The organism is Herbidospora sp. NBRC 101105 (genome assembly GCF_030269205.1).
GTDB lineage: Bacteria > Actinomycetota > Actinomycetes > Streptosporangiales > Streptosporangiaceae > Herbidospora > Herbidospora solisilvae.
On sequence record NZ_BSSX01000009.1, the window covers coordinates 322,478 to 347,712 of the forward strand.

Annotated in this window: 21 protein-coding genes; 9 read left to right on the forward strand and 12 right to left on the reverse strand. The window is 71.2% G+C overall.

Translation table 11 applies throughout. The features are described from left to right. The first annotated feature begins 127 nt into the window (after positions 1-127). From QSK34_RS33955 to phoH2, 6 genes are all read left to right on the forward strand, one after another. Positions 128-1,090, forward strand: coding sequence for a TIGR04222 domain-containing membrane protein (locus tag QSK34_RS33955; protein WP_285590398.1), 963 nt, complete (start codon positions 128-130; stop codon positions 1,088-1,090). Then, positions 1,080-1,901, forward strand: a complete 822-nt coding sequence (locus QSK34_RS33960) for an MbnB/TglH/ChrH family RiPP precursor modification enzyme (protein WP_285590400.1) — start codon at positions 1,080-1,082, stop codon at positions 1,899-1,901. Before QSK34_RS33955 ends, QSK34_RS33960 begins: the two co-directional genes overlap by 11 nt. Before the next feature lie 92 nt (positions 1,902-1,993). Next, complete coding sequence (locus QSK34_RS33965) at positions 1,994-2,365, forward strand: SCO6045 C-terminal-like domain-containing protein (protein ID WP_285590402.1); 372 nt, start codon at positions 1,994-1,996, stop codon at positions 2,363-2,365. Positions 2,366-2,453: 88 nt separating this feature from the next. After that, on the forward strand, positions 2,454-2,963 hold the full coding sequence (locus tag QSK34_RS33970; RefSeq protein WP_285590404.1) for a hypothetical protein: 510 nt from the start codon (positions 2,454-2,456) through the stop codon (positions 2,961-2,963). Between the two features lie 56 nt (positions 2,964-3,019). After that, on the forward strand, positions 3,020-3,781 hold the full coding sequence (locus tag QSK34_RS33975; protein WP_030451908.1) for an isoprenyl transferase: 762 nt from the start codon (positions 3,020-3,022) through the stop codon (positions 3,779-3,781). A 254-nt stretch (positions 3,782-4,035) separates the two neighbouring features. Continuing rightward, positions 4,036-5,349, forward strand: coding sequence for an RNA 5'-3' helicase PhoH2 (gene phoH2, locus QSK34_RS33980; RefSeq protein ID WP_030451907.1), 1,314 nt, complete (start codon positions 4,036-4,038; stop codon positions 5,347-5,349). Here phoH2 and QSK34_RS33985 read toward each other — a convergent pair. From QSK34_RS33985 to QSK34_RS33995, 3 genes are read right to left on the reverse strand one after another with little or no spacing between them, the layout of a single operon-like run. Then, the gene (locus QSK34_RS33985) at positions 5,346-5,879 is read right to left on the reverse strand and encodes a hypothetical protein (RefSeq protein WP_285590406.1); all 534 of its coding nucleotides are present in this window, start codon (positions 5,877-5,879) and stop codon (positions 5,346-5,348) included. The two genes, phoH2 and QSK34_RS33985, sit on opposite strands and share 4 nt — an antisense overlap. Further along, positions 5,876-7,297, reverse strand: a complete 1,422-nt coding sequence (locus QSK34_RS33990) for an ATP-binding protein (RefSeq protein WP_285590409.1) — start codon at positions 7,295-7,297, stop codon at positions 5,876-5,878. Before QSK34_RS33990 ends, QSK34_RS33985 begins: the two co-directional genes overlap by 4 nt. A 7-nt stretch (positions 7,298-7,304) precedes the next feature. Further along, a complete protein-coding gene (locus QSK34_RS33995) occupies positions 7,305-7,979 on the reverse strand; it encodes a response regulator (RefSeq protein ID WP_030451904.1) in 675 nt (224 codons plus the stop codon). 328 nt (positions 7,980-8,307) lie between these two features. Between QSK34_RS33995 and QSK34_RS34000 the strand changes: the two genes are divergently transcribed. Then, a complete protein-coding gene (locus QSK34_RS34000) occupies positions 8,308-8,940 on the forward strand; it encodes an aggregation-promoting factor C-terminal-like domain-containing protein (protein ID WP_202610827.1) in 633 nt (210 codons plus the stop codon). Positions 8,941-9,006: 66 nt separating this feature from the next. Continuing rightward, entirely contained in the window at positions 9,007-10,905 is a 1,899-nt protein-coding gene (locus tag QSK34_RS34005; RefSeq protein WP_161483681.1) for a glycosyltransferase family 2 protein, read from the forward strand. Between the two features lie 5 nt (positions 10,906-10,910). Here QSK34_RS34005 and QSK34_RS34010 read toward each other — a convergent pair whose 3' ends face one another. From QSK34_RS34010 to QSK34_RS34045, 8 genes are all read right to left on the reverse strand, one after another. Continuing rightward, positions 10,911-11,903, reverse strand: coding sequence for an alpha/beta fold hydrolase (locus QSK34_RS34010; protein WP_285590413.1), 993 nt, complete (start codon positions 11,901-11,903; stop codon positions 10,911-10,913). Between the two features lie 52 nt (positions 11,904-11,955). Next, positions 11,956-13,815 (reverse strand): helix-turn-helix domain-containing protein, encoded by a 1,860-nt coding sequence (locus QSK34_RS34015; protein WP_285590415.1) that lies wholly within the window; start codon positions 13,813-13,815, stop codon positions 11,956-11,958. Further along, positions 13,816-14,580: a 3-hydroxybutyrate dehydrogenase gene (locus tag QSK34_RS34020; protein ID WP_285590417.1), complete on the reverse strand. Its 765-nt coding sequence runs from the start codon at positions 14,578-14,580 to the stop codon at positions 13,816-13,818. A gap of 11 nt (positions 14,581-14,591) precedes the next feature. Then, positions 14,592-16,031 carry a class II fumarate hydratase gene (locus tag QSK34_RS34025; RefSeq protein WP_285590419.1) on the reverse strand — a complete coding sequence of 480 codons (1,440 nt, stop codon included), beginning with the start codon at positions 16,029-16,031 and terminating at the stop codon, positions 14,592-14,594. Positions 16,032-16,064: 33 nt separating this feature from the next. Beyond that, positions 16,065-18,668 (reverse strand): serine/threonine-protein kinase, encoded by a 2,604-nt coding sequence (locus QSK34_RS34030; RefSeq protein WP_285590420.1) that lies wholly within the window; start codon positions 18,666-18,668, stop codon positions 16,065-16,067. Positions 18,669-18,711: 43 nt separating this feature from the next. Beyond that, on the reverse strand, positions 18,712-19,878 hold the full coding sequence (locus QSK34_RS34035; protein WP_161483687.1) for a serine/threonine-protein kinase: 1,167 nt from the start codon (positions 19,876-19,878) through the stop codon (positions 18,712-18,714). A gap of 80 nt (positions 19,879-19,958) precedes the next feature. Next, complete coding sequence (locus QSK34_RS34040; protein ID WP_285590424.1) at positions 19,959-21,602, reverse strand: fumarate hydratase; 1,644 nt, start codon at positions 21,600-21,602, stop codon at positions 19,959-19,961. Positions 21,603-21,704: 102 nt separating this feature from the next. After that, positions 21,705-22,694 (reverse strand): DMT family transporter, encoded by a 990-nt coding sequence (locus tag QSK34_RS34045; RefSeq protein WP_285590427.1) that lies wholly within the window; start codon positions 22,692-22,694, stop codon positions 21,705-21,707. A gap of 71 nt (positions 22,695-22,765) precedes the next feature. On the opposite strand from QSK34_RS34045, the gene pdxR reads away from it, so the two are divergent. Continuing rightward, the gene (gene pdxR, locus QSK34_RS34050) at positions 22,766-24,082 is read left to right on the forward strand and encodes a MocR-like pyridoxine biosynthesis transcription factor PdxR (protein WP_030451893.1); all 1,317 of its coding nucleotides are present in this window, start codon (positions 22,766-22,768) and stop codon (positions 24,080-24,082) included. Here the strand turns inward: pdxR and QSK34_RS34055 are convergent. Then, a complete protein-coding gene (locus QSK34_RS34055) occupies positions 24,015-25,202 on the reverse strand; it encodes an MFS transporter (protein WP_285590429.1) in 1,188 nt (395 codons plus the stop codon). The genes pdxR and QSK34_RS34055 overlap by 68 nt on opposite strands. Between the last annotated feature and the right edge of the window lie 33 nt (positions 25,203-25,235).

Genomic DNA, 25,235 nt, shown 5'->3' on the forward strand with positions numbered 1-25,235 from the left:
TGGGGTTTTAGGCGGCGCCGACCGCTCAGGGGCGTAACCCTCGTTATTCCGGACGATGCGCGAACCGAGTTCTCCATGCGATCGTCTAATCGGTTGAACTCTCCCTTGGAGTCGTCCTGGAGGCGGCATGGGCTCCCTTTTGCTCTTCATCCTCGCGTCCGTCGCGTCCGTCGTGGTCTTCCGTCAGGCGGGACGGGTGAAGAAGGAACATCGCCGGGTCAAAGCCGGTGGTTACCATTCCGGGGCCCCTCTGGACCCCTACTCGCTCGCCTTCCTGGCGGGCGGCCCACGGCGGGTCGTGAACACCGCCGTGGCGGTCCTGGTGTCCCAGGGGCGCGTGCGCATCTCCCGCGACGGGACCGTGACGGCGGTCCGGGGCATCGCGGGAGCGCCCGCCGAGCGGATCGAGCAGGAGGTGCTCGACCTGGCGGCCGGCACGAACGGGCGCTCGCTGGCCGACATCCGGCGGACCGCCACCGTGGGGCCCGCCGTCACCGGCATCGACTACGGGCTGCGCGGCCAGGGCCTCGTGGTGGCCGACTCGGCGCTCAGCTCGGCCCGGCGGGCCACCACGAAGTTCCGCTGGCTGGCCGCCCTCGCGGGGTTGTTCGTGCCGATCAGCATCATCACGCTGGCGGCGGGGCTGTACGACTTCGTGGTGTGGAACGTGCTCGCCCTCGTGCTCTCCCTCGTCACGTGGATCAGCACGAGGGTCATGAAGGCCAACTACGACAGGGAGAACCGCAGCGTGCTGACCGAGGCCGGGCACGCCGCGCTCAGGGCGGCCCAGGCCCGCCATCCCAAGACCCGTGAGCTCGCCTACGCCCACAACGGCGGCAACGACAGCACCCTCGCCCTCTACGGCATGGCCTTCTACGTCGGTCCCGGGCACGCCGAGCTCCAGAACGCCGGCGGGTGCGGCGCCGGGGCCTGCGGCGGTCCTTCCGGCGCCGACTCCGGGTGGGGTTCGGGCTCCGACTTCGGCGGCGGCGACTTCGGCGGCGGCGGGGGCGACTCCGGTGGCGGCGACTCGGGCGGCGGGTCGAGTTGTGGTGGCGGTGGCTGCGGCGGAGGCTGCGGTGGCAGCTGACCGGCTCGGGGTGGGCATCGGCTGGCGGTCGGAGATCGACCTGACCGTCGAGCACCTGCCCGGGGTCGAGTTCACCGAGGTCATCGCCGAGACGGTCGACCCGGCGCGGGTACCCGAGTCGCTGCGGGTGCTGCGTGGCCGGGGCATTCCGGTGATCCCCCACGGGGTCGCGCTCGGCCTCGGCGGCGCCGAACGGCCCGACCGGGCCCGGCTCGACCACCTGGCCGCCGCCGCCGAGGCCCTCGGGTCTCCGCTGGTCTCCGAGCATCTCGCGTACGTCAGGTCGGGTGACCTCGAAGCCGGGCATCTGCTGCCGGTGCCCCGGACGCGCGACGCGCTGACGGTGATCGTGGAGAACGTGCGGATCGCCCTCGACTGCCTGCCGGTGCCGCTGGCCCTGGAGAACGTCGCGGCGCTGTTCGGCTGGCCCGGCGACGAGCTGACCGAGGCCCAGTTCCTCGGCGAACTGGTCGAGCGGACCGGGGTGAAGCTGCTGATCGACGTGGCCAACCTCTACACCAACCAGGTCAACCTGGGCCTCGACGCCGTCAAGGCCCTCGACGCCCTGCCCCTCGAACACGTCGCCTACGTCCACGTCGCCGGTGGCCACGGCCACGGCGACGTGTGGCACGACACCCACACCGCCTCCCCGCCGGAGGAGGTCATCGACCTCCTGGCCGAACTCTGCGCCCGCCACCGCCCGCCGGGCGCCCTGCTGGAGTGGGACGCCGACTACCCGAGCGACGCCGACCTGTCGGCCGAACTCGACCGCATCAGGGCGGCGATGGACCGTGGTCGATCCCGTGGCTGAGGGGGACCTCCGCGCCCGGTTGGCGCCGGAAACGGGGCGGGCCGGGGTCGGCGGGCGGTGCCGGCCCGGCGGAGCCGTAACGGAGCAGACGAATGGATGACCCCCGCGCCCGGCTCGCCGACCAGCAGCGGGCCCTGCTGTCCGCGCTGGTCGCGGGGGCCGCGCCGCCCGAGGGGTTCGACGCCGAGCGGCTGCGGATCCAGGCCGGCAGCCTGATCGCCAAGCGCCGGGGGCTGGTGGCCGTGGCCCGGCCCGACGTGCGGGAGGCCCTCGGAGGCTCGTTCGCCCGGGAGTTCCACGCCTACGCTTCCGGCCGTCCGAAACCTCAGGGCGGCTCGCGGGCCGACGCGGCGGCGTTCGCCGACTGGTTGCGGGGGCGTGGGCTGCTCGACGGCCTCAACCCGGAGCCCCGGCAAAAGCGGCACTGGTGGCGTCTCACCTCAAAAAGGGATCAATCACGGTAGGGCCGGTTTGCCGGGGTCTGCCCGGGATACCCTCTGTGGCGTGGGTGGACTACGGTGCGTTGACGGCTCGTACCTGACGGTTGATCCCGTGGCATGCCGCGACAGCGCCGGGGTGCCCTACGAGATCACGCTGGAGCTGTTCCGCGACGGGGTCGCCTACGGCTCGGTAGGGGAACGCTGCGGCTGGTTCCTGGCCCGGCTGGCCCGGTCGGTCGCCGAGGCCCGGGAGTCCCAGCTCGCCTGGGACGACCCCGACGACCGGTTTCCGGGGGAGGACGAGGCGGAGCTGTTCGGGTTCCGCTACCGGAGCCGCGCCGAGGTCGTGGGCGGCGGGGAGCTCCGCTGCCAGCTGCGGCTCATCCCCGTCTGGGTGCCCGGCCGGGGCGCCACCGGCCGGTGGCGGCTGACGAGGCGGGCCTGCGTCGAGGCGTGGGGCGCCCCCGGCATCGGGTTGCGGGCGGTGGTCACCTCCGGAGAGCTCCTGGCGTTCCTGATGGCTCTCGTGACAGAGGCAGAAGTCCGGCTTGGAACCCAATATGGGATGGAACGTAACAGCTCCCTCATTTCGGGAGCGGGGATGGCATCTCGCCCCCGATAATTGCTTGACCATGTCTGTCATGTGACAGCGGGCTCAAGCGAATCACCGGGGGAGTCATGGACCTGCGCGATCTTGTTTACAAGGTGTACGAACGCAGGCTCGAACGAAAGCTCACCTCGATCCAGGCCCCCCGCCACGTCGGCGTGATCGTCGACGGCAACCGCCGCTGGGCCCGCTCGAACGGCCACGAGGACGTCCGCCACGGCCACCAGAAGGGCGCCGACAAGATCTCGGAGCTCCTCGTGTGGTGCAAGGAGGCCGGCGTCGAGTACGTCACCCTGTGGCTGCTCTCCACCGACAACCTCTCGCGGGACAAGAAGGAGCTCGAACCGCTGCTCCAGGTGATCGAGAACCTGGTCGACGACCTGGTCGAACAGGGCTGGCACATCAAGCCCATGGGATCACTGGACCTGCTGCCCGATCACACGGCCCATGTCCTGAAAAATGCGAAAGAGGCAACATCACACCGGCCTGGGCTGATTGTGAACGTGGCCGTTGGGTATGGAGGAAGACGTGAGATCGCTGATGCGGTGCGCTCCCTCCTCCAGGAGCACGCCAGCAAGGGGGCGAGCATCGAGGACCTCGTGGAGGTCCTCGATGTGGAGCACATCGCTGAGCATCTCTACACGCGCGGCCTGCCCGATCCGGATCTCGTCATCCGGACCTCAGGGGAGCAGCGACTCTCCGGATTCCTGCTGTGGCAGAGTGCCCACTCCGAGTTCTACTTCTGCGAGGCCTACTGGCCCGATTTCCGCAGGGTGGACTTTCTGCGGGCGCTCCGCGCCTACGCCGCGCGTAACCGTCGGTACGGCTCCTGAAACGGCACGTGAACACCCCCTTTCGGACAGGATTGGAGCGTTGGCGCGGGGGGATTCAGGACGTACCGTAAGACGTGAGCATCCACGCTCACCTCGGGAGAGGGCCCGTTCTTGCGTCTTGATGACTTCGCAGGTGGGGCCGGTTCCCGGCGCCGCCGTGAAGGCGTCCGGGCCCGGTCCGTTCACCACCAGTCAAGGCAGGGCGCCGACCCCCGGCGCCCGGGGGAGAACGCGTGGCATTGTCCAACCCGTCCATGTCCGGTCACTCGTCTGGCACCTCCCGGCGCACGTACATCCTGGACACCTCTGTCCTGCTCGCCGACCCGGCCGCGATGAGCCGGTTCGACGAACATGAAGTGGTGCTCCCCGTTGTCGTGATCACAGAGCTGGAAGGTAAGCGGCACCATCCCGAACTGGGATACTTCGCCCGCAAAGCCCTGCGATTCCTGGACGATCTGCGTGTCCAGCACGGCCGTCTCGACGAGCCGATCCCGATGGGTGAGGGAACCATCAGGGTCGAGCTCAACCACAGCGACCCGTCCGGTCTGCCGGCCGGGTTCCGGCTGGGCGACAACGACACGCGCATCCTCACCGTCGCGCAGAACCTGGCGTCCGAGGGATACGACGTCGTGCTGGTCTCCAAAGACCTGCCGATGCGCATCAAGGCCGCGTCCATCGGCCTGGCCGCCGAGGAATACCGCGCGGAGCTGGTCGCCGAGTCCGACGAGAGCTGGACCGGCATGGACGAGCTCCAGGTCACCACAGAAGATGTGGAGGCGCTCTTCGAACACGGCTCGACCGACCTCGAAGAGGCCCGCGACCTGCCGACCCACACGGGTCTGCGGCTGCTGACCAGCAAGGGTTCCGCGCTCGGACGGGTGCTCCCCGACAAGTCGGTGCGCCTGGTGCGCGGCGACCGCGAGGTGTTCGGCCTCCACGGCCGCAGCGCCGAGCAGCGCATCGCGCTCGACCTGCTGATGGACCCGGAGATCGGGATCGTCTCGCTGGGCGGCCGGGCCGGCACCGGCAAGTCGGCGCTCGCGCTCTGCGCCGGTCTCGAGGCCGTGCTCGAACGCCGCCAGCACCGCAAGGTCATCGTCTTCCGCCCGCTCTACGCCGTGGGCGGCCAGGACCTCGGCTACCTGCCCGGCACCGAGAACGAGAAGATGGGCCCGTGGGCCCAGGCCGTCTACGACACCCTGGGCGCGGTGACGACGCCCGAGGTGATCGAGGAGGTCCTCGACCGGGGCATGCTCGAAGTCCTGCCGCTGACCCACATCCGCGGCCGGTCGCTGCACGACGCGTTCGTGATCGTCGACGAGGCGCAGTCGCTGGAACGCGGCGTGCTGCTGACGGTGCTGTCGCGCATCGGCGCCAACTCGCGGGTCGTGCTGACCCACGACATCGCCCAGCGCGACAACCTGCGGGTCGGCCGCCACGACGGTGTCGTCGCCGTGGTGGAGAAGCTGAAGGGCCACCCGCTGTTCGCCCACATCACCCTGACGCGTTCGGAACGCTCCCCGATCGCCGCCCTGGTGACGGAGATGCTCGAAGACATCACGCCCTAACGGGGCAGCTGCCGGCCCGGGGCCGCGAGGTGCCAGAACTCGCGGCAGGTGTGCTCACCGTAGGACACCGGGCCGGTGGCGTCGGTCCTGGTGATCGTGACGGCCCAGATGTCCTGCCGCTGCCGCATGGCGGTGCAGGTCATCTGGGCCTGCGCCTTCTTGGTGATCGGACGTCCGCCGCTGACGAACAGCGACAGCCGGAAGCCGTCGGCGTTGTCGGGGTCGTTGCGGACCGTGCCGAAGCGGGTGAGCTGGCTGGTCTGCCACGTCAGGCCGGTGAGCTCGGTGGTGAGGCCGGAGGTCGAGCGCGCGCCCGCCTCGAAGAGGGCGGCCATCACGTTGTCCATCGAATGGGAGGCCACCGCGACGCTGCTGGGCTCCAGCTTGCCGTCACGCAGCAGGTAGACCGTCGCGACGGCCGCCTTCGGGCTTATCACCGGCGGCGGACCGCCGTCCTGGACCCCGGTCGAGGTGACCCCGCACGCGGTGGACAACAGGGCGGCCAGCAGGACGCACGACGACTTCCTCATGGTCTCGGTATCCACAACGTGAACTGGGTGCCGGGGTCGGCGAGCTTGACCGTGATGGTGCCGCGGTGCAGTTCGGCGTTGGCCTTGGCGATCGACAGGCCGAGGCCGCTGCCGCCCGAGCGGGCCCGGTTGGCGCCGGCCTTGAAGAAGCGGTCGAAGACGTGCGGCAGGTCCTCGCGGGGGATGCCGGCGCCGTGGTCCCTGACGCGTACCTCCAGGCCGCTGGGCAGGACCTTGGCGGTCACCGTCACCGGCCGTTCGCCGTGTTTGAGCGCGTTGCCGACCAGGTTGGCGATGATCACGTCGAAGCGGCGCGGGTCGAGCTGGTAGGTCAGGCCGTCGGGCACCCGCAGGGTCACCTGGTCGGTCCAGCCGCGGATCTCCAGGCACTCGGTCAGCTCGTCGCCGACGTCGACGCTCTCGCGGCGGAGCACGGCCGCGCCGGAGTCGAAGCGGCTGACCTCGATCAGGTCGTCGACCAGCGAGCGCAGCCGCTCGATCTCGGTGACCACCAGGTGGACCGCCTGCCCGGCGTCGGGCGGCAGGCGTTCGGCCTCGTCGGAGAGCATGTCGGTGACCGCGGTCATGGTGGTCAGCGGGGTGCGCAGCTCGTGGGAGACGTCGGCGACGAACCGCCGCGACATGGCCTCCAGCGACGACAACTCCTGGACGGTCTGCTCCAGCGCCTCCGCCGTCTCGTTGAACGTGGCGGTCAGTTCGGCCAGTTCGTCGCGGCCGTGGACGGGGAGCCGGGTGTCGAGCCGGCCGGCGCCCAGGGCGCGGGCGGCCTCTCCGAGGCGGCGTACCGGGAGAAGGACCTGGCGGGCCGACAGCAGCGCGACGGTGAGCGCGATGACGAGGGTGAGCGAGCCGGCCTGGAGCAGGGCGGCGCGCAGGTTGGCGAGCACGCGGTCGACGTCGGTCATGGAGACGAACACGAAGACCGACATGCCGGTGGAGCGGACCGCGCCGCTGCCGGTCTGCCGTTTGACGTCGGTGCCGACCACGAGGGTGGGCTGGTCGTCGAGCGTCATGGTGAGGTAGGCGATCCGGGTGCGCGCGGCGGCCCGCAGGTCGTCGGGGATGTCGACCTGGGTGACCTGGGCGCCCTCGGAGAACCTGGGGGGCTCCTGTCCGTACTCGACGATCACCTGGCGGTCGGGGCCGCTGAGGCTGGCGACGAGGTTGCTGAGGTCGTCGTCGGTGACCGAGGCGTCGTTGGGCCACAGCAGGTCGCTGGTGCCGATGGGGAGGGTCAGCCGGTCCATGGTGTCGCGGACGTCGTCGACCGCGCTCGACTCGGTCCGCCGCAGCAGCTCACCCCGGACGATCTGGTAGCCGATCCCGGCGACCATGAACGAGGCCGTCACCGCCACGACCGTGAAGGTGACGACGAGCCGCTTGCGCAGACTGCTCATCTACGGCTCACGGCCCGCTGAAACGGTAACCGAAGCCCCTGACCGTGTGGATGTAGACGGGGTCGCCCGGGGTGGGCTCGATCTTGGCCCGGATGCGCTGCACGCACGCGTCGACGAGCCGCGAGTCGGCCACGTGGGTGTGGTCCCACACCGAGCGCAGCAGGTAACGCCGGTTGAGCACCTGGCCGGGGTGGCGCACGAGCTCCAGCAGCAGCCGCAGCTCGGTCGGGGTGAGGTGGACCTCGCGGCCCTCCAGGGTGACCTTGAGCGCGCCGCGGTCGATCATCAGGTCGCCGAAGGTGATGCGGTCGGTGGAGGCCGACTCCATGCGGCGCAGGATCGCCCGGATGCGGGCGTCGAGCACGCGGGGCTCGACCGGCTTGATCACGTAGTCGTCGGCCCCGGCCTCCAGGCCGACCACGATGTCGAGGTCGTCGCCGAGCGCGGTCAGCAGGATGATCGGCAGCGAGTCGAGCTTGCGGATCCTCCGGCACACCTCGACGCCGTCGATGCCGGGCAGCATCACGTCGAGGATGACGATCTCCGGCCGCCGCGCCCGGATGTGCTCCAGGGCCTCCTCGCCGGTGCCGAACGCGGTGATCGAGTGACCCTGGCGGGCGAGCGCGAGCTCCAGTCCGGTCCGGACCGAAGGGTCGTCTTCAACGAGGAGGATGCCAGCCATCCGGTCATTATGCGGCCTTACCGGACCGGAAGAAGCTGGCATAAGGCGACGAAATCGGGTGTGAGCAAAATCACATCAGCGAAGAAAGTGCTTGTTAGACCCCTTTGTCTAAAGAAGTGGTCAAGCGGGTTTCGCGAATCGGTTGCGGACCACCCACCCCCGCACGGCAAGCTCATAGGTCGTGAGTTCTGGTCAGCCTGTCAGGGAACGCCGCCCCGGGGCCCGTCGTGCCCGCCGGGCCGCGTCGCCGACGACACCCCCGCCGCCGCCGTCCCAGCCGAGGCTGTCGGACGAGCCTCCGCCGCCCCCGAAACGGCCCAGGGGGCCGTTGTTCACCCCCAAGCGCGTGGTGATCACCGGCGTGACGGTGGCCCTCATCGCCGGGTTCACCACCTTCCTGGTCCGCACCGCGATCGAGAACGCGAACCAGCCGAAGACGCCGCTCGACATCCTCGGGTTCAACCCCGACATCATCGGCAACGACCCCCGGATCGACGCGCTCAAGGCCGACGCCGCCTCCGCCATGCAGGAGAGCAAGCTCGCCGGCGGCCGTGAGGGACGCAAGCCCTTCGGCCCCGACGACAACGTCGAGATCCCCAAGGAGGCGCCCGGCGGCGGCGGCTTCCTGCCGGCCGACTTCCCGCCCGGCTCCTCGCCCGACCCCGGCTCCAACAAGGCCCTCGGCAAGCAGATGAACGCCGCCATGGGCTGGGAGAGCGAGTGGGGCTGCCTGGAGAAGTTGTGGGACAAGGAGAGCCACTGGAACGAGCGGGCGATGAACCGCTACTCCGGGGCCTACGGCATCCCGCAGTCGCTGCCCGGCAGCAAGATGGCCAGCGCGGGCTCCGACTGGCAGACCAACCCGGCCACCCAGATCAAGTGGGGTCTGGGCTACATCAAGGGCCGTTACGGCTCACCTTGTGGCGCCTGGGGGCATAGCCAGCGGGTGGGCTGGTACTAGGTAAGGAATGGCCATCCTTCGGCAAGGCTGATCAGCGCTTTGGCGCATCCCCCGCACGCTGGGGGGATGCGCCAAGGGCTGAAAGTCTCCGTCGCGGTCCCTGTCGGAAATGCCGGGCCCGCCAGTGACTCGTTCGACGCGTGCGTGCGCTCGTTGCTGGAGCTCCCGCCGGACGAGTATGAAGTGATCTTCGCCGACGACGGGTCGACCGACGGGACCCGCAAGCGCCTCGACGCCCTCGCGGCCACACGGTCGAACGTGCGGGTGCTGCACCTCGACCGCACCGGCGATCCGGCCCGGGGCCGCAACGCCGCGCTGTCGGTGGCGCTGGGCGAGTTCGTGTTCCTGATGAACGCGCACGACCGGCTGGAGCCGGGTGCGCTGCAACGGCTGTTCGAGCGGGCCAAGGAGACCGAGGCCGACGTGCTGGTCGGGCGGCTGAGCGGAGACGGGCCCGTGGCCGCCGCGTTCACCCGCGACCGCGACCGGGCCGACCTCATCCGCGACCGGCTGCTCACCGCCGTGACCGCGCACAAGCTGTTCCGGCGCGAGTTCGTCGAGACCCACCAGCTCCGGTTCGCCGACCGGGCGTTGTCGGAGCAGGCGTTCGTGCTGCGGGCCTACCTGTCGGCGAAGGTGATCGCGGTGGCGGCCGGGCACGTGGTCTGCCACGTCGCGCCGTCGGGCGAGCCCGAGCCGGGGGACTGGGACCTGGTCGCCGGGCTGAGCGCGATCATGGACATCGTCGAGGCCCAGACCGAGCCGGGCGTCCAGCGCGACCGCATCGCCGCCCACTTCTTCCGCAGCGTCGCCCTGCGCCGCCTCGGCCCGCCGTTCCTCGGCCTGCCGGCCGAGCGCCAGGAGCTTCTGTACGGCCATCTCAAGGCCATCACCGCCGCCCGGTTCCCCGAGACCCTCGACACCCATCTGCCGGTCCACCTGAGGGCCAGGGCGGCGCTGCTGCGTACCGGCGACGTCAAGGGGATCGTCGACCTGGCCAGGGCGGCCCAGGGCACCCGGCTCGACGCGGAGCTGGGCGACCTGCGCTGGGAGGGCCACGTGCTGACGCTCACCCTGACGGCCGAGCTGGTCGCCGCCGACGGCACGCCGATGGTGTTCGCGGCCGACGGCGACCGGGTCTGGTGGGTGCCGCCGTCGCGGGTCGACCGGCTCGACCCCGCGCTGCGCGAGATCACCGACGCGGCCGACGAGGTGCGGATGGAGGTCTACGTCCGGCACTCCGAGAACGGCGAGATGCACTTCCTGCCGGTGACCGGCCAGTTGCGGCGGCTGCCCGTCGAGGGCGGCGTGCGGCTGCGCGCCTCCGGCGACGCCCGGTTCGACGTCGGCACCGCCGCCTTCGGCCGTCCCCTCGACCCGGGCGTGTGGGAGGTGCACGTGCGGATGCGGGGCGTGAACCCCGCCAGGACCCGGGTCGTGCGCCCCGAACGGGGCGTCACCTCGGCCGGGATGATGGCCGAGTATCCGCGGCGGCTCGTGGTGCCGTGCTGGTCGGACAAGGGCGAGCTGAGCGTCTGCGTCGAACCCCGCTCGTTCGCCGAGTCGATCGCGCTGGTGTCCCAGGCGGCCACGGTCTCGGCGCACGACGGGGCGGTGTTCGTGTCAGTCCCGGTGCCCTACGTGCCGCCCAACGGCGGGCCGTCGGCCGAGCTGGTGCTGCGCCGGGTCGGCGGGAAGACCACTGTGGCGCCCGCCCTCATCGAGCCGGGGGAGCCCGGCAAGTTCGCCGGCCAGCTCATCGCCAAGCTGCCCGCCGGGCGCGGTGGCCTCACCCGGGGGGTCTGGCGGCCCAAGCTGCGCATGGACGGCAGCCTGGTCGACCTCCGCTTCGCGGTCGAGACGCAGCGCGGCAGGGCGGTCGTGCGGCCCCTGGAGACCCCACGCCCGCCCACCGGCTGGAAGCGGATGATCGCCTCGCTGAAGCGGCGGTACGGGATGCTCTAGCCCGCTCAGCCCAGGTGCTTGCGCAGCGCCTCGCGGAACTCCTCGGGCTTCTCGATGTGCGGGCTGTGGCCGCAGTCGTCGAAGACGACCTCGGTGTAGTTGCCGTACTCCTCCAGGAACGCCCTGGTCTGGCGGATCATCGGCTGGGCCGGGGTGCCGGGGGAGCCGGGGATCGCGCCGAGGGCGCCCAGGTGGGCCAGGTCGAACAGCGAGGTGTCCGAGACGATCACGTCGTCGGCGCCCCGCACCCAGAGGATCGGCGGCTTGGGGTCGACGCCGCTCAGGTCGATGCGGAAGTGGGCGGGCGACAGGGTGTTCAGCACGCCCCGCGTGCCGGGCCCGACGCCGGGCCAGTTCTCCGACGGGGCCGCGTCGCCCGGGTAGTGGTCGTCGCCGATGCGGGTGGTCAGCATCGAGGCGACCCAGCGCTCCTCCCCGGGGACGGGGTTCTTCACGTACGTCGTGCGGAAGACCCGCAGCGGCGTCACCGGGCCGTCGCCGGTGTCGCCGTTGGCCAGGGCCGAGACGAAGTCGGGGTTGGCGCCGCCGGCGCCGCTGCCCGCGTGGTCGGCGTGGGTGGGGGTGCCCGCGACGTCGTGGGTGCCGCCGAAGCCGTACGGCGAGACCGGGTTGACCAGCGTCACGCTCGCGACCACGGACGGGCGGTCCATGAGCGCCTGGAGCACCACGCCGCCGCCCAGGCTCCAGCCGACCAGGTGCACCCGGTCGATCTCCAGGGCGTCGAGCAGCGCCAGCACGTCGTCGCTGTAGTCGCGCACCCCGCGCGAGGCGTCGACCGGCTCGGGGTCGGTGTCGCCGAAGCCGCGCAGGTCGACCGCGAGCGGCCGGTGGGTGGCGGCGAACGCCTCAAGGGTGTCCTCCCAGAAGGCGCCGGACGACACGTTCCCGTGCACGAACAGCACCGCTTCGCCCTCGGCGCCGGGCACCGACCGGACGTTCTGCGTCAACCTCGCGGTGCCGATTCGTTCCATTTTCATGTTCACAACCTAAGGAGTGACGCCCATCACAACCATGGGCGTACCGCACATATCACCGGCCCGGAGGGTGGCGGAAGGCGCTACCGAGCCGCAACGCGAGCTGGATCTCCAGCGCCCGCTCCGGCTCCTGCCAGTCGTCGCCGAGCAACCGCCTGATCCGGTCGAGCCGCTGGGTGACCGTGTTGACGTGGATGTGCAGCGCCTCGGCGGTCCGGGTGAGCTGCCCGCCGCACGCGAAGTAGGCGACCAGCGTCTGGACGAGCTGGGTGCCTTTCTTCTCGTCGTAGTCGCGCACCGCCCCGATCGCGCCGTGGACGAACCCGGCCACGTCGCGGCCCTCGCCGATCACCAGGCCGACGAAGCCGAGCTCGGCCGCGCCCGCGCCGTCGCCCGCCCGGCCGAGCGCCAGCAGGGCCGACGCGCACCGGCGGGCCTCCTCGTAGGCGGCGGCCACGTCGGACCCCGCCTGCGCCGCTCCAGCGGTGGCCGGCCGGCCCAGGCTGGCCGACAACTCGGCGGCCATCCGTTTGGCCGTCACGCCGGGTTTGTCGCCCGGCAGCAGCAGCACCACCTCATCGCCGCGCGCGGTCGCCAGGCCGCCCGTCAGGGCCGCCTCCGACGAGGCCCAGAACGCGGCCCGCTCGCGCTGCCCGTCGTGGGTGACGCTCACCAGCACGTGGGGTTCGGCCAGGTCGAGGCCCAGGCGGCGGGCCCGGTCGGGCAGCCCGGCCAGGTCGGGCCGGGCGATCAGGTCGTCGAGCAGCTCGCCGCGCACCCGGCCCTCGGCGTCGGCCACGCTCCGGCGGAACAGCAGCAGCAGGGCGGTGACCAGGGCGGCCCGCTCCAGGATGCGCCGGTCGGTGTCGGCCACCGGGCCGGCCGTGCGCAGCACCAGCGTGCACAGCGGCGTGCTCTCCGAGCCGCCCACGTCGACCGAGGCGATCAGGTTCCGGCCGCGCTCCACCGACCGGCCCAGCGCCCGGGAGGCCCTGGCCGCGTCGGAGACGCCCGGATCGACGTCGCCGGGATCGCCCACCAGCGGCTCACCCGTGCCGTCGAGCACGGTCAGCCTGCCGCCGATGACCTCGGTGACCACCGCCGCGACGTCCTCGACGCCGCCGCCCCGCAGCACCAGGCCGGTCATCCGGTCGTGCGCGTCGGCGGCCCGCTCGATGGCCGTGGAGTGGTTGCGGATCAGCCGGTTGGCCTCGCTCAGCTCGGTCAGCGCGGCCCGGGTCTCCTCCAGCAGCCGTGCGGTGTCGATGGCGACCGAGGCGTGCGCGGCCAGCGACGCCAGCAGCGCGATCTCCTCCCGCGCGAACGGCCGGACGCCCCGGTCGGCCGCGAACAGCACCCCGATGACCTGGCCGCCCAGCCGCAGCGGCACGCCCAGGATCGCCACCAGGCCTTCTTCGGTGACGGCGTCGTCGATCGTGCCGGTGTGGCGGAAGCGCTCGTCGGCGAAGTAGTCGGAGGTCGCGTATCCCTCGCCCGTCTGGGCCACCAGGCCGCCGAGGCCGGCGCCGAGAGGGAGGCGTACAGAACGGAACCGGGCGGTTATCACGCCGTCGGTGACCCGCATGTAGGTGTCGCCGCGCTCGGCGTCGTTGAGCGTCAGGTAGGCCACGTCGGTGCCGAGCAGCCCGCGCGCCCGGCGCACGATGGCGGCCAGCACGGCGTCGATGTCACGCAGGCCCGCGAGGTCCTTGGCGGTGTCGAACAGCGCCGACAGCTCCGCCTCCCGGCGGGCCCTGCGCCGCATCACGGCCCTGATCCGCAGCGCGGCGACCTTCTCGCGCTCCAGCTCCTCCAGCGTGGCCGGGTCGGCGCCCGCCGCCCGCGCCTGGAGCACCGGCCCCTCGAACTCCACGGCCGAGGCCTCCCTGGCCAGCAGTTCCAGGAAGACGTTCATCTATCGCGCGCTCCAGCCTCCGTCGAGCGGAATGGACACCCCCGTGATGAACGATCCCGCAGGGCCGCACAGATAGGCGACCATCTCGGCCACCTCTTCGGGTTCGACCAGCCGCTTGATGGCGGCCGGTTGCAACATGATGCGCTCGACCACGTCTTCGGGCGAGATCCGGTGCGCCTCCGCCTGCGCGGCGATCTGGTTCTCGACGAGCGGGGTGCGCACGTAGGCCGGGCAGACACAGGTCGAGGTGATCCCGTAGGGGGCGCCTTCGAGCGCGATCACCTTCGACAACCCTTCGAGGGCGTGCTTGGCCGTCACGTAGGCCACCTTGAACGGCGAGGCCCGCAGCCCGTGCACCGAGGAGATGTTCACCACCCGGCCGAACTTGTTCCCCTTCATGTACGGCATCGCCGCGCGAACCAGCCGGAAGGGCGCCTCCACCTGCACCGCCATCAGCCGGGAGAAGATCTCCGGCGGGAACTCGTCGATGGGCGCGACGTGCTGGAACCCGGCGTTGTTCACGATGACGTCGGCCTGGGCGGCGTGCTCGACGAGCGGCCCCGTCTCGAAGGCGGCCGGATCGGCCAGGTCGGCCGTGACCGCGACGCCTCCGATCATGGCCGCGGTCTCGGCCGCCTCGTGTTCCCGCAGGTCGGCGACGACCACCCGGGCCCCCGCCGCCGCCAGCCTGATCGCGCACGCCCGTCCGATGCCGCTGCCCGCGCCCGTCACCAGGGCCGTCCGCCCGGCGAGGTCTTCCGTCATGTGACCCGAATCTACGCGGGTGGTTCTCCGCCGCCCATGTGGGGATCCGACATAACGGCCTTTTCGGGTATGTGTCCGGTCATGGGGAGCACGTCGAGGAGATCGTCCAGCTGCTCCTCGGTGAGCGTCCCGTTCGCGACGTGCCCCCTTCTCACGACCACGTCGCGGATCGTGGCCCGTTCGGCGAGGGCCTGCTTGGCGATCCGGGCGGCCTCCTCGTACCCGAGGTAGCGGTTCAGCGGGGTGACGATCGAGGGGGACGACTCGGCGTACTCCCGCAGCCTCTCGACGTTGGCCGTGATGCCGCGCACGCAGCGGTCGGCGAGCAGCCGCGACACGTTCCCCAGCAGCTTGATCGACTCCAGCAGGTTGCGCGCGATCACCGGCAGCTGCACGTTCAGCTCGAACGACCCCGACGCCCCGGCCATCGTGATCGTCGCGTCGTTCCCGACGACCTGCGCGGCGACCATCGTCACCGCCTCCGGCACGACCGGGTTGACCTTCCCCGGCATGATCGACGACCCGGGCTGGAGGTCGGGCAGGTTGATCTCGCCCAGCCCCGTGCGCGGCCCCGACCCCATCCAGCGCAGGTCGTTGGCGATCTTGTTGAGCGAGACCGCGACGGTCTTCAGCACGCCCGACAACTCGACGAGGGCGTCGCGCGCCCCCTGGGCCTCGAAGTGGTTCCTGGCCTCGGTGAACGGCAGGCCGGTGGCGCGGGAGATCTCCGCGATCACCTTCCCGGCCCACTCGCGGTCGGGGGTGTTGACGCCGGTGCCGACGGCCGTGCCGCCCAGCGGCAACTCGGCCACCCTCGGGAGCACCGACTGGAGCCGCTCGATGCCGAGCTCGATCTGGGCCGCGTAACCGCCGAACTCCTGGCCGAGGGTGACCGGGGTGGCGTCCATGAGGTGGGTCCGCCCCGACTTCACCACCTCGGCGAACTCGACCGACTTCGACTCCAGCGCGGTCGCCAGGTGCTCCAGCGCAGGAGTGAGGTTCCTCGACAGTTCGGTCACGGCGGCGACGTGGATGGAGGAGGGGAACACGTCGTTGGACGACTGGGCGGCGTTGACGTGGTCGTTCGGATGCACCGGACGCCCCAGCCGCTCCTCCGCCAGCGTCGCGATCACCTCGTTGGCGTTCATGTTCGACGAGGTGCCCGAACCGGTCTGGAAGACGTCGACGGGGAAGTGCTCGTCCCACCTGTTCGCGGCCACCTCCCCGGCCGCCTCGGCGATCACCGCCGCCATGTCGGCGTCCAGCAGGCCGTAGGAGGCGTTCACGACGGCGGCGGCGGCCTTGACCGTGCCCAGCGCGGAGATGTGCGCCGGCTCCAGCCCCCGGCCGGAGACCGGGAAGTTCTCGACCGCGCGCTGCGTCTGCGCCCGCCACTTGGCGAGATCCGGGACCTCGACCTCGCCCATGGAGTCATGCTCGATGCGCGTCATACACCCCAGTCTGTCCCCAGACGGGCGGATGATTCAGTTCGGGTGGCGCTGGAACCGGAACGAGGCGAAGACGGCGTCCCGCTGCTTCTCCGACTTCGCCCACTGGGCTTCCGGGACGGCGTAGTAGATCGCGAAGGCGCCCCCGTCGGGGACGTCGACCCACCTGGACACGACGTGGACCAGCCCGTTCCTGCCCTCGTAGGCGTACTCCCACTCGGCCGTGTCGGCGCCCTTGTAGGGCGAGGTCTCCAGGGGGGCGATCCGGATGAGCTCGTAGCCCTCGTAGGGCTGCTTGGCCTCGGCCGCCTCGATCGACTTCAGCAGATCGGTGGTGATCTGAACCTCGGCCACCCGGATGGTCGCCTTGCCCTTGGCGGAGAAGACGACTTGGGTCCCCTTGGCGGTACGACCGAAGCCCGCCGGGACGTCGATGGTGTAACCCTCACCCTGCTGCCGCTTGGTGCCCTTGGCCGGGGGCGGCGCCGGGGGGTCCGGCGGGTAGGTGGCGGCGGTGGGGCTGGCCGGGATGATGCGACCGGCGGTCTTCGTCGGCCCGGCACTGTTGGCCCCGAACGCCGAGACGGCCACGACGGCGAGCGCCACGAACGCGACGAACGCCAGCACGAGCAGCAGGACCAGGCGGCCCTTGCCCTTCGGCTTGACGGCCGGAGGTGGAGCGGTGCGCTGCATCGAGAAGATGTCGGTGCCGAGCCCCCGGGGGACGGCTTGGGTGGCGTTGGGGTCGAGCTCGACCGGGTGGTGGCCGTGACCTTGGCCCGGGGGGAAGCCCGGGGGCGTCTGCGGCGGCGGGTAGCCGCCTGCGGGCGGGGGAGCCCAGGTCTGCGGAGGCTGCTGGGGGTGCGGGCCCTGGATGGGATGCGGCGGGAGGGGGAGGGCCGAGGGGGGAGTCGCGTCGGTGTCGATGTCGAGCCGGCGGGCGCCCGGATCGGGCGGGTAGACCCGCCTGCCGGGGAGTTGGCCCTGCACGACGGTGACGTCATCGGCGAGACCTGCGGGGTCGGCGGCATCGGACTTCACGACGACGACGGTCTGGTCATCGGGAAGGGTGGGCCGCCGGAAACGGGTGGCATCGGAATCCTCGAACGCTCCAGCCCCAGGCCCGACCGAGTTGCCCGCAGGACCCCCAGAACCGGGAGCACCTGCGCCAGAGGCTCCTGCTGAATCCGACCTGCCGGCGAGACCCTGGCCACCTGCTGCGCCTGACCTGTGCGGTGCACCAGGAGCATCGGAGGGCCACGAACTCGCGAAGCCGGATGCCGAAATATCAGGACCCGCCCAGGTCGGATGAACATCAGCGGCGAAGTCGCCCGGAAGTCCAGTGGTTCCAGGCCTTCCGGACCCGCCTCCAGATCCGGAAATTTCGGCATCCGGGCTGGCCGCACCAGAGTCCTGCGCTGAGCTGCCATGTCCGGAGGGGCTGGCACCCGGGCCGCCTGCTCCTGCGGCCGACCTGGCCCCTTCGGCCCCGTGTCCCGAAATTTCGGGATGTGCGTTGCCATCAGCACCAGGCTCCACCGCGCCCCCAGCTTGGGAGGTGCCGACGAGACCGCCGCCGGCACCAGGCGCCGCCCCCGCGCCACCACGTCCCGCGATCTCGGCACCCCCCGCAGGCGAGGGTGTGGGGGTCGTCGTCCGGTTCGGGTCCTGTGGGGGCGCCGTGCTGTCCAGCACCGGCCTGGGCGTGCCGAACGGGCGGTCGACGCTCGGGTCGCGGCCGCTGTCGCCATAAGGGGACACCGCGTCGGGGGCGAAGGCGCCGCCGGTGGGTCTCTGGGGGCTCGATGCCGGGAACTGGGTCACCGTCGGGGTGTCGGCGACCGCGCGGAGGAGGACGGAGGCGCGTTCGGCCGTGATGCGCTTCGTGTGGTCCTTCTCCAGCATCGCCTCCAGGACCGGCCGCAGTTGCCCGGCGTTCCTGGGTGGGTCGCACACCTCGGTCATCAGCGCGGCCAGGGTCTCGGCGATCGAGCGGCGTTCGTAGGCGGGCCGGGCCTCGACGGCGAAATAGAGGGTCGCGCCCAGCGACCACAGGTCGGACTCCGGCCCTGTGTACTCGCCCCGGGCCCGTTCGGGCGCCGTGTAGCCGGGGGAGCCGATCACCATGCCGGTCTGGGTCAGCGCCGTGTCGCCGCGGGACTTGGCGATGCCGAAGTCGGTCAGGACCACCCGGCCCGAGTGGGTGATCAGCACGTTGCTGGGTTTCACGTCGCGGTGCAGGATGTCGGACGCGTGGGCGGCGCGCAGGGCGCCCAGCAGGTCGGCGCCGATCTCGGCGACCAGGCGGGGCGGGAGGGGGCCGTCTTCGTCCACGACCTGTTCGAGGGAGCGGCCCTCGACGAGTTCCATGATGATCCACGGCACGCCGCCGACCTCGATGGCGTCGAAGATCGTCGCCACGGAGGGGTGGTGGACGCGGGCGGCGGCGCGGCCCTCGCGGATCATGCGTTCGCGGAGTTCGGTGCGCTGCTCCTGGGTCAGCCCGGGATCCTGGCGGATCTCCTTGACCGCGACCTCACGCCCGAGGGTGCGGTCGACGGCACGCCAGACCGTGCCCATCGTGCCGCGCCCCAGGGGAGATATCAGTTCGTAGCGCTCCGCCAGCAGCCTGCTCTGCATGACTAGAAAGATAGCGTCCTAGGCCTTGAGGAACGCTTTAGGTTCACTTGCGAAATTTCTTCGGCCAGAGCCGCCGTGGCAGCACTATCCGGACGAAGTTCCAGAAGCTCCGGGTCAGGGGCCCGATCGGTACGTCGTAGGTGGCCGGCTTCCGGTGTGAGCCTTCGGCCGGCCGTCGTCGCTGTGCCGGGACGGGCACCGCCTGGAACTCGCCGGTCGGGTGGGGTTCGCGGGGGAAGACCTGCGGGCTCTGCGGCCGGGGCACGGCCGGACGGTTGTCGGCCCGGTGCTGCCCCCGGTGGGGCGGCTTCCTGACGGGGGGCGGTGAGAAAGCGGGCGGCGCCGACGGCCGGACGGGCGGCCGGTGCACCGCGATGGGTTCCTCGGCCGTGCCGCCCGCGGCGATCCTGGCCAGCATCAACGCGGCCCGCACGCCGTCGAGCCGGACCGCCGGGTCGATCTGCAGCAGGCCGCGCAGCACGGGGGCCAGCGCGCCGGCGTTGTCCATCGGTATCGGAGCGCCGCTCGTCAGGGCGGCCAGCGCGGCGGCGGCCGTACGGCGGCCGTGGAGGCCCCGGCCCTCGACGGCGGTGTAAAGAGTCGCCCCCAGCGACCACAGATCGGCGGCGGGGGAGGCCTTGTCGCCCAGGACACGCTCGGGCGCGATGTAACCGGCGGAGCCCAGAACGATGCCCGCCTGGGTGATGGAAACGTCACCTTCGAGTGCGGCCAGGCCGAAGTCGGTGAGGACCGCCCGGTCGTGGGTGACGAGCACGTTGCTGGGCTTCACGTCGCGGTGGAGGATGCCCTTCGCGTGGACGGCGCGCAGCGCGCCGAGCACCTGGCGGCCGATCTCGGCGACCCTGATGGGGTGTTGCGGGCCCTGGGCCTTGACCAGCTCTTCGAGCGACTGGGCCTTCAGCAGCTCCATGACGATCCACGGCCGGTCGTCTTCGGTGACGACGTCGTAGACGGTGATCACCGAGGGGTGGGCGACCATCGCGGTGGCCCGGCCTTCGCGTTCGGTTCGGGCGCACAGTTCGGCCCGCAGTTCCTCGTCGAGGACCAGGGGCAGCCGCACCTCCTTGACCGCCACATCGCGGTCGAGAAGTTCGTCACGCGCACGCCACACCGTGCCCATGCCGCCGCGGCCTACCGGCTGGAGGAGCCGGTAGCGCGCGGCTAACTGGTATCCGGACGGCGCACGCATGGGTGGCAGCTTACCGATTTGTGTACGAGTGCCTGTAGAGACCGGGCCGATTCGTTGTCGAGAACTTTTGTCAAACTCGGTCAGGTTCGGCGTCCGATGGACAGAATCGGCCCTGTTGTGTCGGTGAAGAAGTCGTTGCCCTTGTCGTCCACCACGATGAAGGCCGGGAAATCGACCACGTCGATCTTCCAGACCGCTTCCATGCCGAGTTCCGGATATTCCAGGACTTCGACCTTCTTGATGCAGTCTTGCGCGAGCCGCGCGGCCGGGCCGCCGATCGAGCCGAGGTAGAACCCGCCGTAGGACTTGCAGGCGTCGGTGACCTGCTTGGACCGGTTGCCCTTGGCCAGCATGACCATCGAGCCGCCCGCCGCCTGGAAACGCTCGACGTAGGAGTCCATGCGGCCCGCGGTCGTCGGGCCGAAGGAGCCGGAGGCGTAGCCCTCGGGCGTCTTGGCCGGTCCGGCGTAGTAGACGGCGTGGTCTTTCAGGTATTGCGGCATCTCGCCGCCGGCGTCGAGGAGTTCGCCGATCTTGGCGTGGGCGATGTCGCGGGCCACCACCAGCGGGCCGGTCAGCGACAGGCGGGTCTTGACCGGGTATTTCGACAACTCGGCCAGGACCTCGGACATCGGGCGGTTGAGGTCGACGCTGACGACGTCGCCGCCGAGGTGCTCGTCGGTGGTGTCGGGCAGGAAGCGGGCCGGGTCGGTCTCGAGCTGCTCCAGGAAGACGCCCTCGGCGGTGATCTTCGCGAGCGCCTGGCGGTCGGCCGAGCAGGAGACCGCGATGGCGACCGGGCACGACGCGCCGTGGCGGGGCAGCCGGATCACGCGGACGTCGTGGCAGAAGTACTTGCCGCCGAACTGGGCGCCGATGCCGAGCTTCTGGGTGAGCTCGAAGACCTTCTGCTCCATCTCCAGGTCGCGGAAGCCGTGGCCCTCGGGGGAGCCCTCGGTCGGCAGGGCGTCGAGGTAGCGGGCGCTGGCGTACTTCGCGGTCTTCAGGGCGAACTCGGCGGAGGTGCCGCCCACGACGACGGCCAGGTGGTAGGGCGGGCAGGCGGCCGTGCCGAGGGAGCGGATCTTCTCCTCCAGGAAGGCCAGCATGCGCTTCTCGTTGAGGACCGCCTTGGTCTCCTGGTAGAGGAACGACTTGTTGGCCGACCCGCCGCCCTTGGCCATGAACAGCAGCTTGTAGGCGTCGTCGCCCTCGGCGTAGAGCTCGATCTGGGCAGGCAGGTTGGAGCCGGTGTTCTTCTCCTCCCACATGGTGATCGGGGCCATCTGGGAGTAGCGGAGGTTCAGTTTCGTGTACGCGTCGTAGACGCCCCGCGAGATGTGCTCGGCGTCGCGCCCGTCGGTCAGCACGTGGCGCCCCCGCTTGCCCATCACGATCGCGGTGCCGGTGTCCTGGCACATGGGGAGCACGCCACCGGCCGAGATCGACGCGTTCTTCAGCAGGTCGAGGGCGACGAAGCGGTCGTTGCCGCTCGACTCGGGGTCGTCGACGATCTTGCGGAGCTGGGCCAGGTGGGAGGCGCGCAGGTAGTGGGAGATGTCGTGGATCGCGGTCTCGGTCAGCAACCGCAGCGCCTCGGGCTCGACCTCGAGGAACCGCCGCCCGGCCGCCTCGACGACCTTGACCCCTTCGGAGGTGATCAGCCGGTATTCCGTCTCATCGGCCCCCAGGGGAAGGAGGTCGGTGTAGCTGAACTCGGGCATGGGGTCGAGCCTCCGTTGATCACGCCGGTGTGAGTCTTCAAAGACTGTACGGCAACCGCCCTACACCCCTGTCCGAAGGTGCAAATAGTGAGAAACTAGACATTAGACCCTAGGGCGGGAGGAATCATGCTTAGTGGAGCTGTGATCGCCATGGGAATCGTGGGCGTCGTCCTGCTCGTGAGCGCGCTGATCTTCATGCTGATCAGGACGGTCCGCAAGAACATGAAGGACCCGCACCCGCACTGGCCGATCGGGTAGCAGTCCCACCACGATGCCGCAGACGACGATCGTGGCGCCGGCGAGTTCGGCGTCCGACGGCAGGCCCAGCCCGATGAGGGTTCCGGTCGTGATCGCGCCGACCGGGATCACGCCGGCGAACAACCCGGCCCGGCCGGGCCCCAGCCGCGGCAGCGCGGTGTACCAGAGGAAGAACGCGCCACACGTCACCACCGAGGCGAGATAGGCGAAGCCCAGCGCCTCGGGCGCCGTCGGCACGCGCAGCACCGCCGGGCCGTCGGCGATCACCCCTGCGACGGCCAGCAGCGGCACGGCCAGCGCCACCGACCAGGCCGTCACCCCCACCGCCCCCAGCTTCGGCAGCAGCGGCAGCGCCAGCAGCGAGAAGCAGACCTCGCACGCCACCGCCCCCAGCGCCCATAGCAGCGCGTCGACCCCGCCCCCGCCTAGCCCGGTCGCCAGCAGCGCCCCGGCCACCACGATCCCCGCCGCCACGACCAGCCGGGGCCTCGGCCTGCGTGTGGTCACCACCGCCATCACCAGGGGCACCGTCGCCAGCATGGTGCCCACGAGCGCCGGACCGGCTCCCCTGGTCGACTCGACCACACAGACGTTGAACAGCACCAGGCCGGTCAGCGCGAGTGCGACCAGCAGCCCGAAATCCTTTACCGTGAGGTGGGCTCCGGGCCTGGAGGTCGCCTTCATGATCACGAACATGATCAGGGCGGCGACGGCGTAACGCACCGTTTGCCCGCCGTAGAGGGGATAGTCCTTGATCAGGTCACTCACCGCGGCGAGAGTGCCCACCAGGAACATCGCCCCCGCCGCCGCGGCCACCGTCGTGCCTCTGCTCATGACGATGGATGCTAGGAATGAAATGGTTCACAGAATCAGTCCAATCCCTCCGGTAAAACGAGGACCAATCGTTGGCCGACCTGCATCTCTCCCTTGACCGCCAGGCCGGCGGTCTCGCCCGCCAGGTGGCCGGCGAACTCCGCGAGGCGGTGCGAACCGGCCGGCTGCCCGCGGGCACCCGGCTCCCGGCGAGCCGTGATCTGGCGCGGGATCTGGCCGTCTCGCGCGGGGTGGTCGTGGAGGCGTACGAGCAGCTCGTCGCCGAGGGCTTCCTGGAGTCGCGGATCGGGGCCGGGACGACCGTGGCGGCCGTGGCGATCGAGGAACCCGTCTCCCCGGCCGACGCGTCGGGCGACTTCGGCGGCCGGCCGACCTCGCCCGACCTGGGGGCCTTCCCCCGGCAGGCGTGGAGCGCCTCCTACCGTCACGTGCTGGCCACGCTGCCGAACGACGCGCTCGACTACGGCGATCCCGGCGGCGTGCCGGAGCTGCGCGGTGAGCTCGCGGCCTATCTGCGCCGGGTCCGGGCGGCGCGGGCCGAGCCCGAGAACGTCGTGGTGGTCACTGGGGTGGCGCAGGGCTTGTCGCTGGTCGTCCAGGCGCTCGGGCCGCTGCGGCTGGCCACCGAGTTGCCGACGAGCGAGCGGCAGACGCCGCTGCTGCGCAGGGCGGGGGCCGAGCTGGTCGGGATCCCGGTCGACGACGAGGGCATCGACGTCGCCGAACTGGCCCGCAGCGGCGCCCGTGGGGTGCTGCTGACCCCGGCCCACCACTATCCGACCGGGGTGGTGCTGTCGCCGCGCCGCCGGGCCGAGCTGATCTCCTGGGCGGCCCGGACCGGGGCGACCATCCTCGAAGACGACTACGACGCCGAGTTCCGCTTCGACCGCGAGCCGGTCGGCTGCCTTCAGGGGCTGGCTCCCGGGCGGGTGGTGCTGGCCGGAAGCGTCAGCAAGGCCCTCGCGCCGGGGCTGCGGCTGGGCTGGCTGGTCGCGCCCGCCTCGCTCGCCGCCGAGTTGCGGAAGTTCCGGGGCGAGTTCGACCTGGGGTCACCGGTGCTCGACCAGTACACGCTGGCCCACTTCATCGCCACCGGCGCCTACGACCGGCACCTGCGGCGGATGCGCCGCGAATACCGCGCCCGCCGCGACGCCCTGGTGGGCGCGCTGGCCGAGCGGTTCCCCGAGGTGAAGGTGTGCGGCATCTCGGCCGGACTGCACCTGTTCGCCGAACTGCCGCCCGAGTGGGACGCCCGCGCGTTCGCCGCCGAGGCGGTCGCCGCCGGGCTGGCCGCCGAACCGGTCGACGGCCCCGCGGTGGTCATCGGTTTCGCCCGGTGGCCTGGCCATCGGCTCGCGGCAGCCGTGCGGGAGATGCGAAGCCCCTAGCCAGCACCACGATCCCGGCGGCCAGCACGAGCGGCGCGATGAACGCGGCCTGGAACCCGGCGGCGTCGCCGATGCCGCCGACCAGCGCGGCCCCGACGATGAAGCCGACGTAGTTGAACATGTTGACCCGGGCGATGGCCACCCCGGTCCCGGCCGGGTCGAGCCGCCCGGCCGCCGAGAACGACTGCGGCGCGACCACCGACAACCCGACCCCGGTCAGCGCGAACCCGGCGATCGCCACCGCCTCGTCCGGCGCGACCACGATCAGCAGGAAGCCCAGCGCCGCGACCACCCCGCCGACCCGCACGATCGTCGCGGGCCCGAAGCGGCTGACCGCCGCGTCGCCGCCGACCCGGACGATGAAGGTCGTCGCCTGGTAGGCCCCCAGCGCCCACGGCGCCAGCCACGCCTCGGCGGTGAGCGCCTGGTCGAAGTAGACCGACCCGAAGTTCGACACCGACGCGTCGCCGACGTAGAGGAACGCCATCGCCAGGCACAACGGCAGGATCGGCAGCCACGGGATCGTGACCGGGCCGGTCTCGGCGGCCGTCTCGACGTGCTCCTCGGACGGGCCGAAGAGCCACCGGTTGGCGGCCAGCGAGATCACCACGGCCGGGACCATCACGATCGTGAACGTCGGCCCCAGGTCGAGCCCGAGCCCGGTCGCGTTCGACGCCCACGCGGCCCCGATCACCGCCGCCAGGCTCCACAACGCGTGGAAGCCCGTCATCACCGGCCGGGCGTAGCGCCGCTCGACGGCCGTGCCCTGCATGTTCATCCCGGCGTCGACCCCGCCCAGGCCCAGCCCGAACAGCACCAGAGCGGCCACCAGGACCGGCACGCTCGCCGCCCACCCGCTGAGCGCGACGGCGGCGCAGGCGAGCGGCTGGACGTACAGGAGCATGAACCGGCTGCCCCACCGGGCCGCCACCTGGCCCGCGACGACGCTGCCGACGCCCGCGATGACCGGCACGACCAGCAGCAGGAGGGTCAGCTCGCCCTCGCCGAGACCGTGTTTGTTCTGCATCGCCGCGACCTGGGTGAGCAGCGTCGAGAACGTGAGGCCCTGCACGAAGAACACCGCGAACGTGGCGAGGCGGGCCTGCCGGTCACGAGGCACGACAGCCTCCCGAACATGAGCGAGGTTCAAGAT

What these genes read in the sequence shown, in the direction of transcription:
- QSK34_RS33955 (WP_285590398.1), top strand. Translation starts at nt 128, where the DNA reads ATGGGCTCCCTTTTGCTCTTCATCCTCGCGTCCGTCGCGTCCGTCGTG.
- QSK34_RS33965 (WP_285590402.1), top strand. Translation starts at nt 1,994, where the DNA reads ATGGATGACCCCCGCGCCCGGCTCGCCGACCAGCAGCGGGCCCTGCTG.
- QSK34_RS33975 (WP_030451908.1), top strand. Translation starts at nt 3,020, where the DNA reads ATGGACCTGCGCGATCTTGTTTACAAGGTGTACGAACGCAGGCTCGAA.
- phoH2 (WP_030451907.1), top strand. Translation starts at nt 4,036, where the DNA reads ATGTCCGGTCACTCGTCTGGCACCTCCCGGCGCACGTACATCCTGGAC.
- QSK34_RS33985 (WP_285590406.1), bottom strand. Translation starts at nt 5,879, where the DNA reads ATGAGGAAGTCGTCGTGCGTCCTGCTGGCCGCCCTGTTGTCCACCGCG.
- QSK34_RS33990 (WP_285590409.1), bottom strand. Translation starts at nt 7,297, where the DNA reads ATGAGCAGTCTGCGCAAGCGGCTCGTCGTCACCTTCACGGTCGTGGCG.
- QSK34_RS33995 (WP_030451904.1), bottom strand. Translation starts at nt 7,979, where the DNA reads ATGGCTGGCATCCTCCTCGTTGAAGACGACCCTTCGGTCCGGACCGGA.
- QSK34_RS34005 (WP_161483681.1), top strand. Translation starts at nt 9,007, where the DNA reads ATGCGCCAAGGGCTGAAAGTCTCCGTCGCGGTCCCTGTCGGAAATGCC.
- QSK34_RS34010 (WP_285590413.1), bottom strand. Translation starts at nt 11,903, where the DNA reads ATGAAAATGGAACGAATCGGCACCGCGAGGTTGACGCAGAACGTCCGG.
- QSK34_RS34015 (WP_285590415.1), bottom strand. Translation starts at nt 13,815, where the DNA reads ATGAACGTCTTCCTGGAACTGCTGGCCAGGGAGGCCTCGGCCGTGGAG.
- QSK34_RS34020 (WP_285590417.1), bottom strand. Translation starts at nt 14,580, where the DNA reads ATGACGGAAGACCTCGCCGGGCGGACGGCCCTGGTGACGGGCGCGGGC.
- QSK34_RS34025 (WP_285590419.1), bottom strand. Translation starts at nt 16,031, where the DNA reads ATGACGCGCATCGAGCATGACTCCATGGGCGAGGTCGAGGTCCCGGAT.
- QSK34_RS34030 (WP_285590420.1), bottom strand. Translation starts at nt 18,668, where the DNA reads ATGCAGAGCAGGCTGCTGGCGGAGCGCTACGAACTGATATCTCCCCTG.
- QSK34_RS34035 (WP_161483687.1), bottom strand. Translation starts at nt 19,878, where the DNA reads ATGCGTGCGCCGTCCGGATACCAGTTAGCCGCGCGCTACCGGCTCCTC.
- QSK34_RS34040 (WP_285590424.1), bottom strand. Translation starts at nt 21,602, where the DNA reads ATGCCCGAGTTCAGCTACACCGACCTCCTTCCCCTGGGGGCCGATGAG.
- QSK34_RS34045 (WP_285590427.1), bottom strand. Translation starts at nt 22,694, where the DNA reads ATGAGCAGAGGCACGACGGTGGCCGCGGCGGCGGGGGCGATGTTCCTG.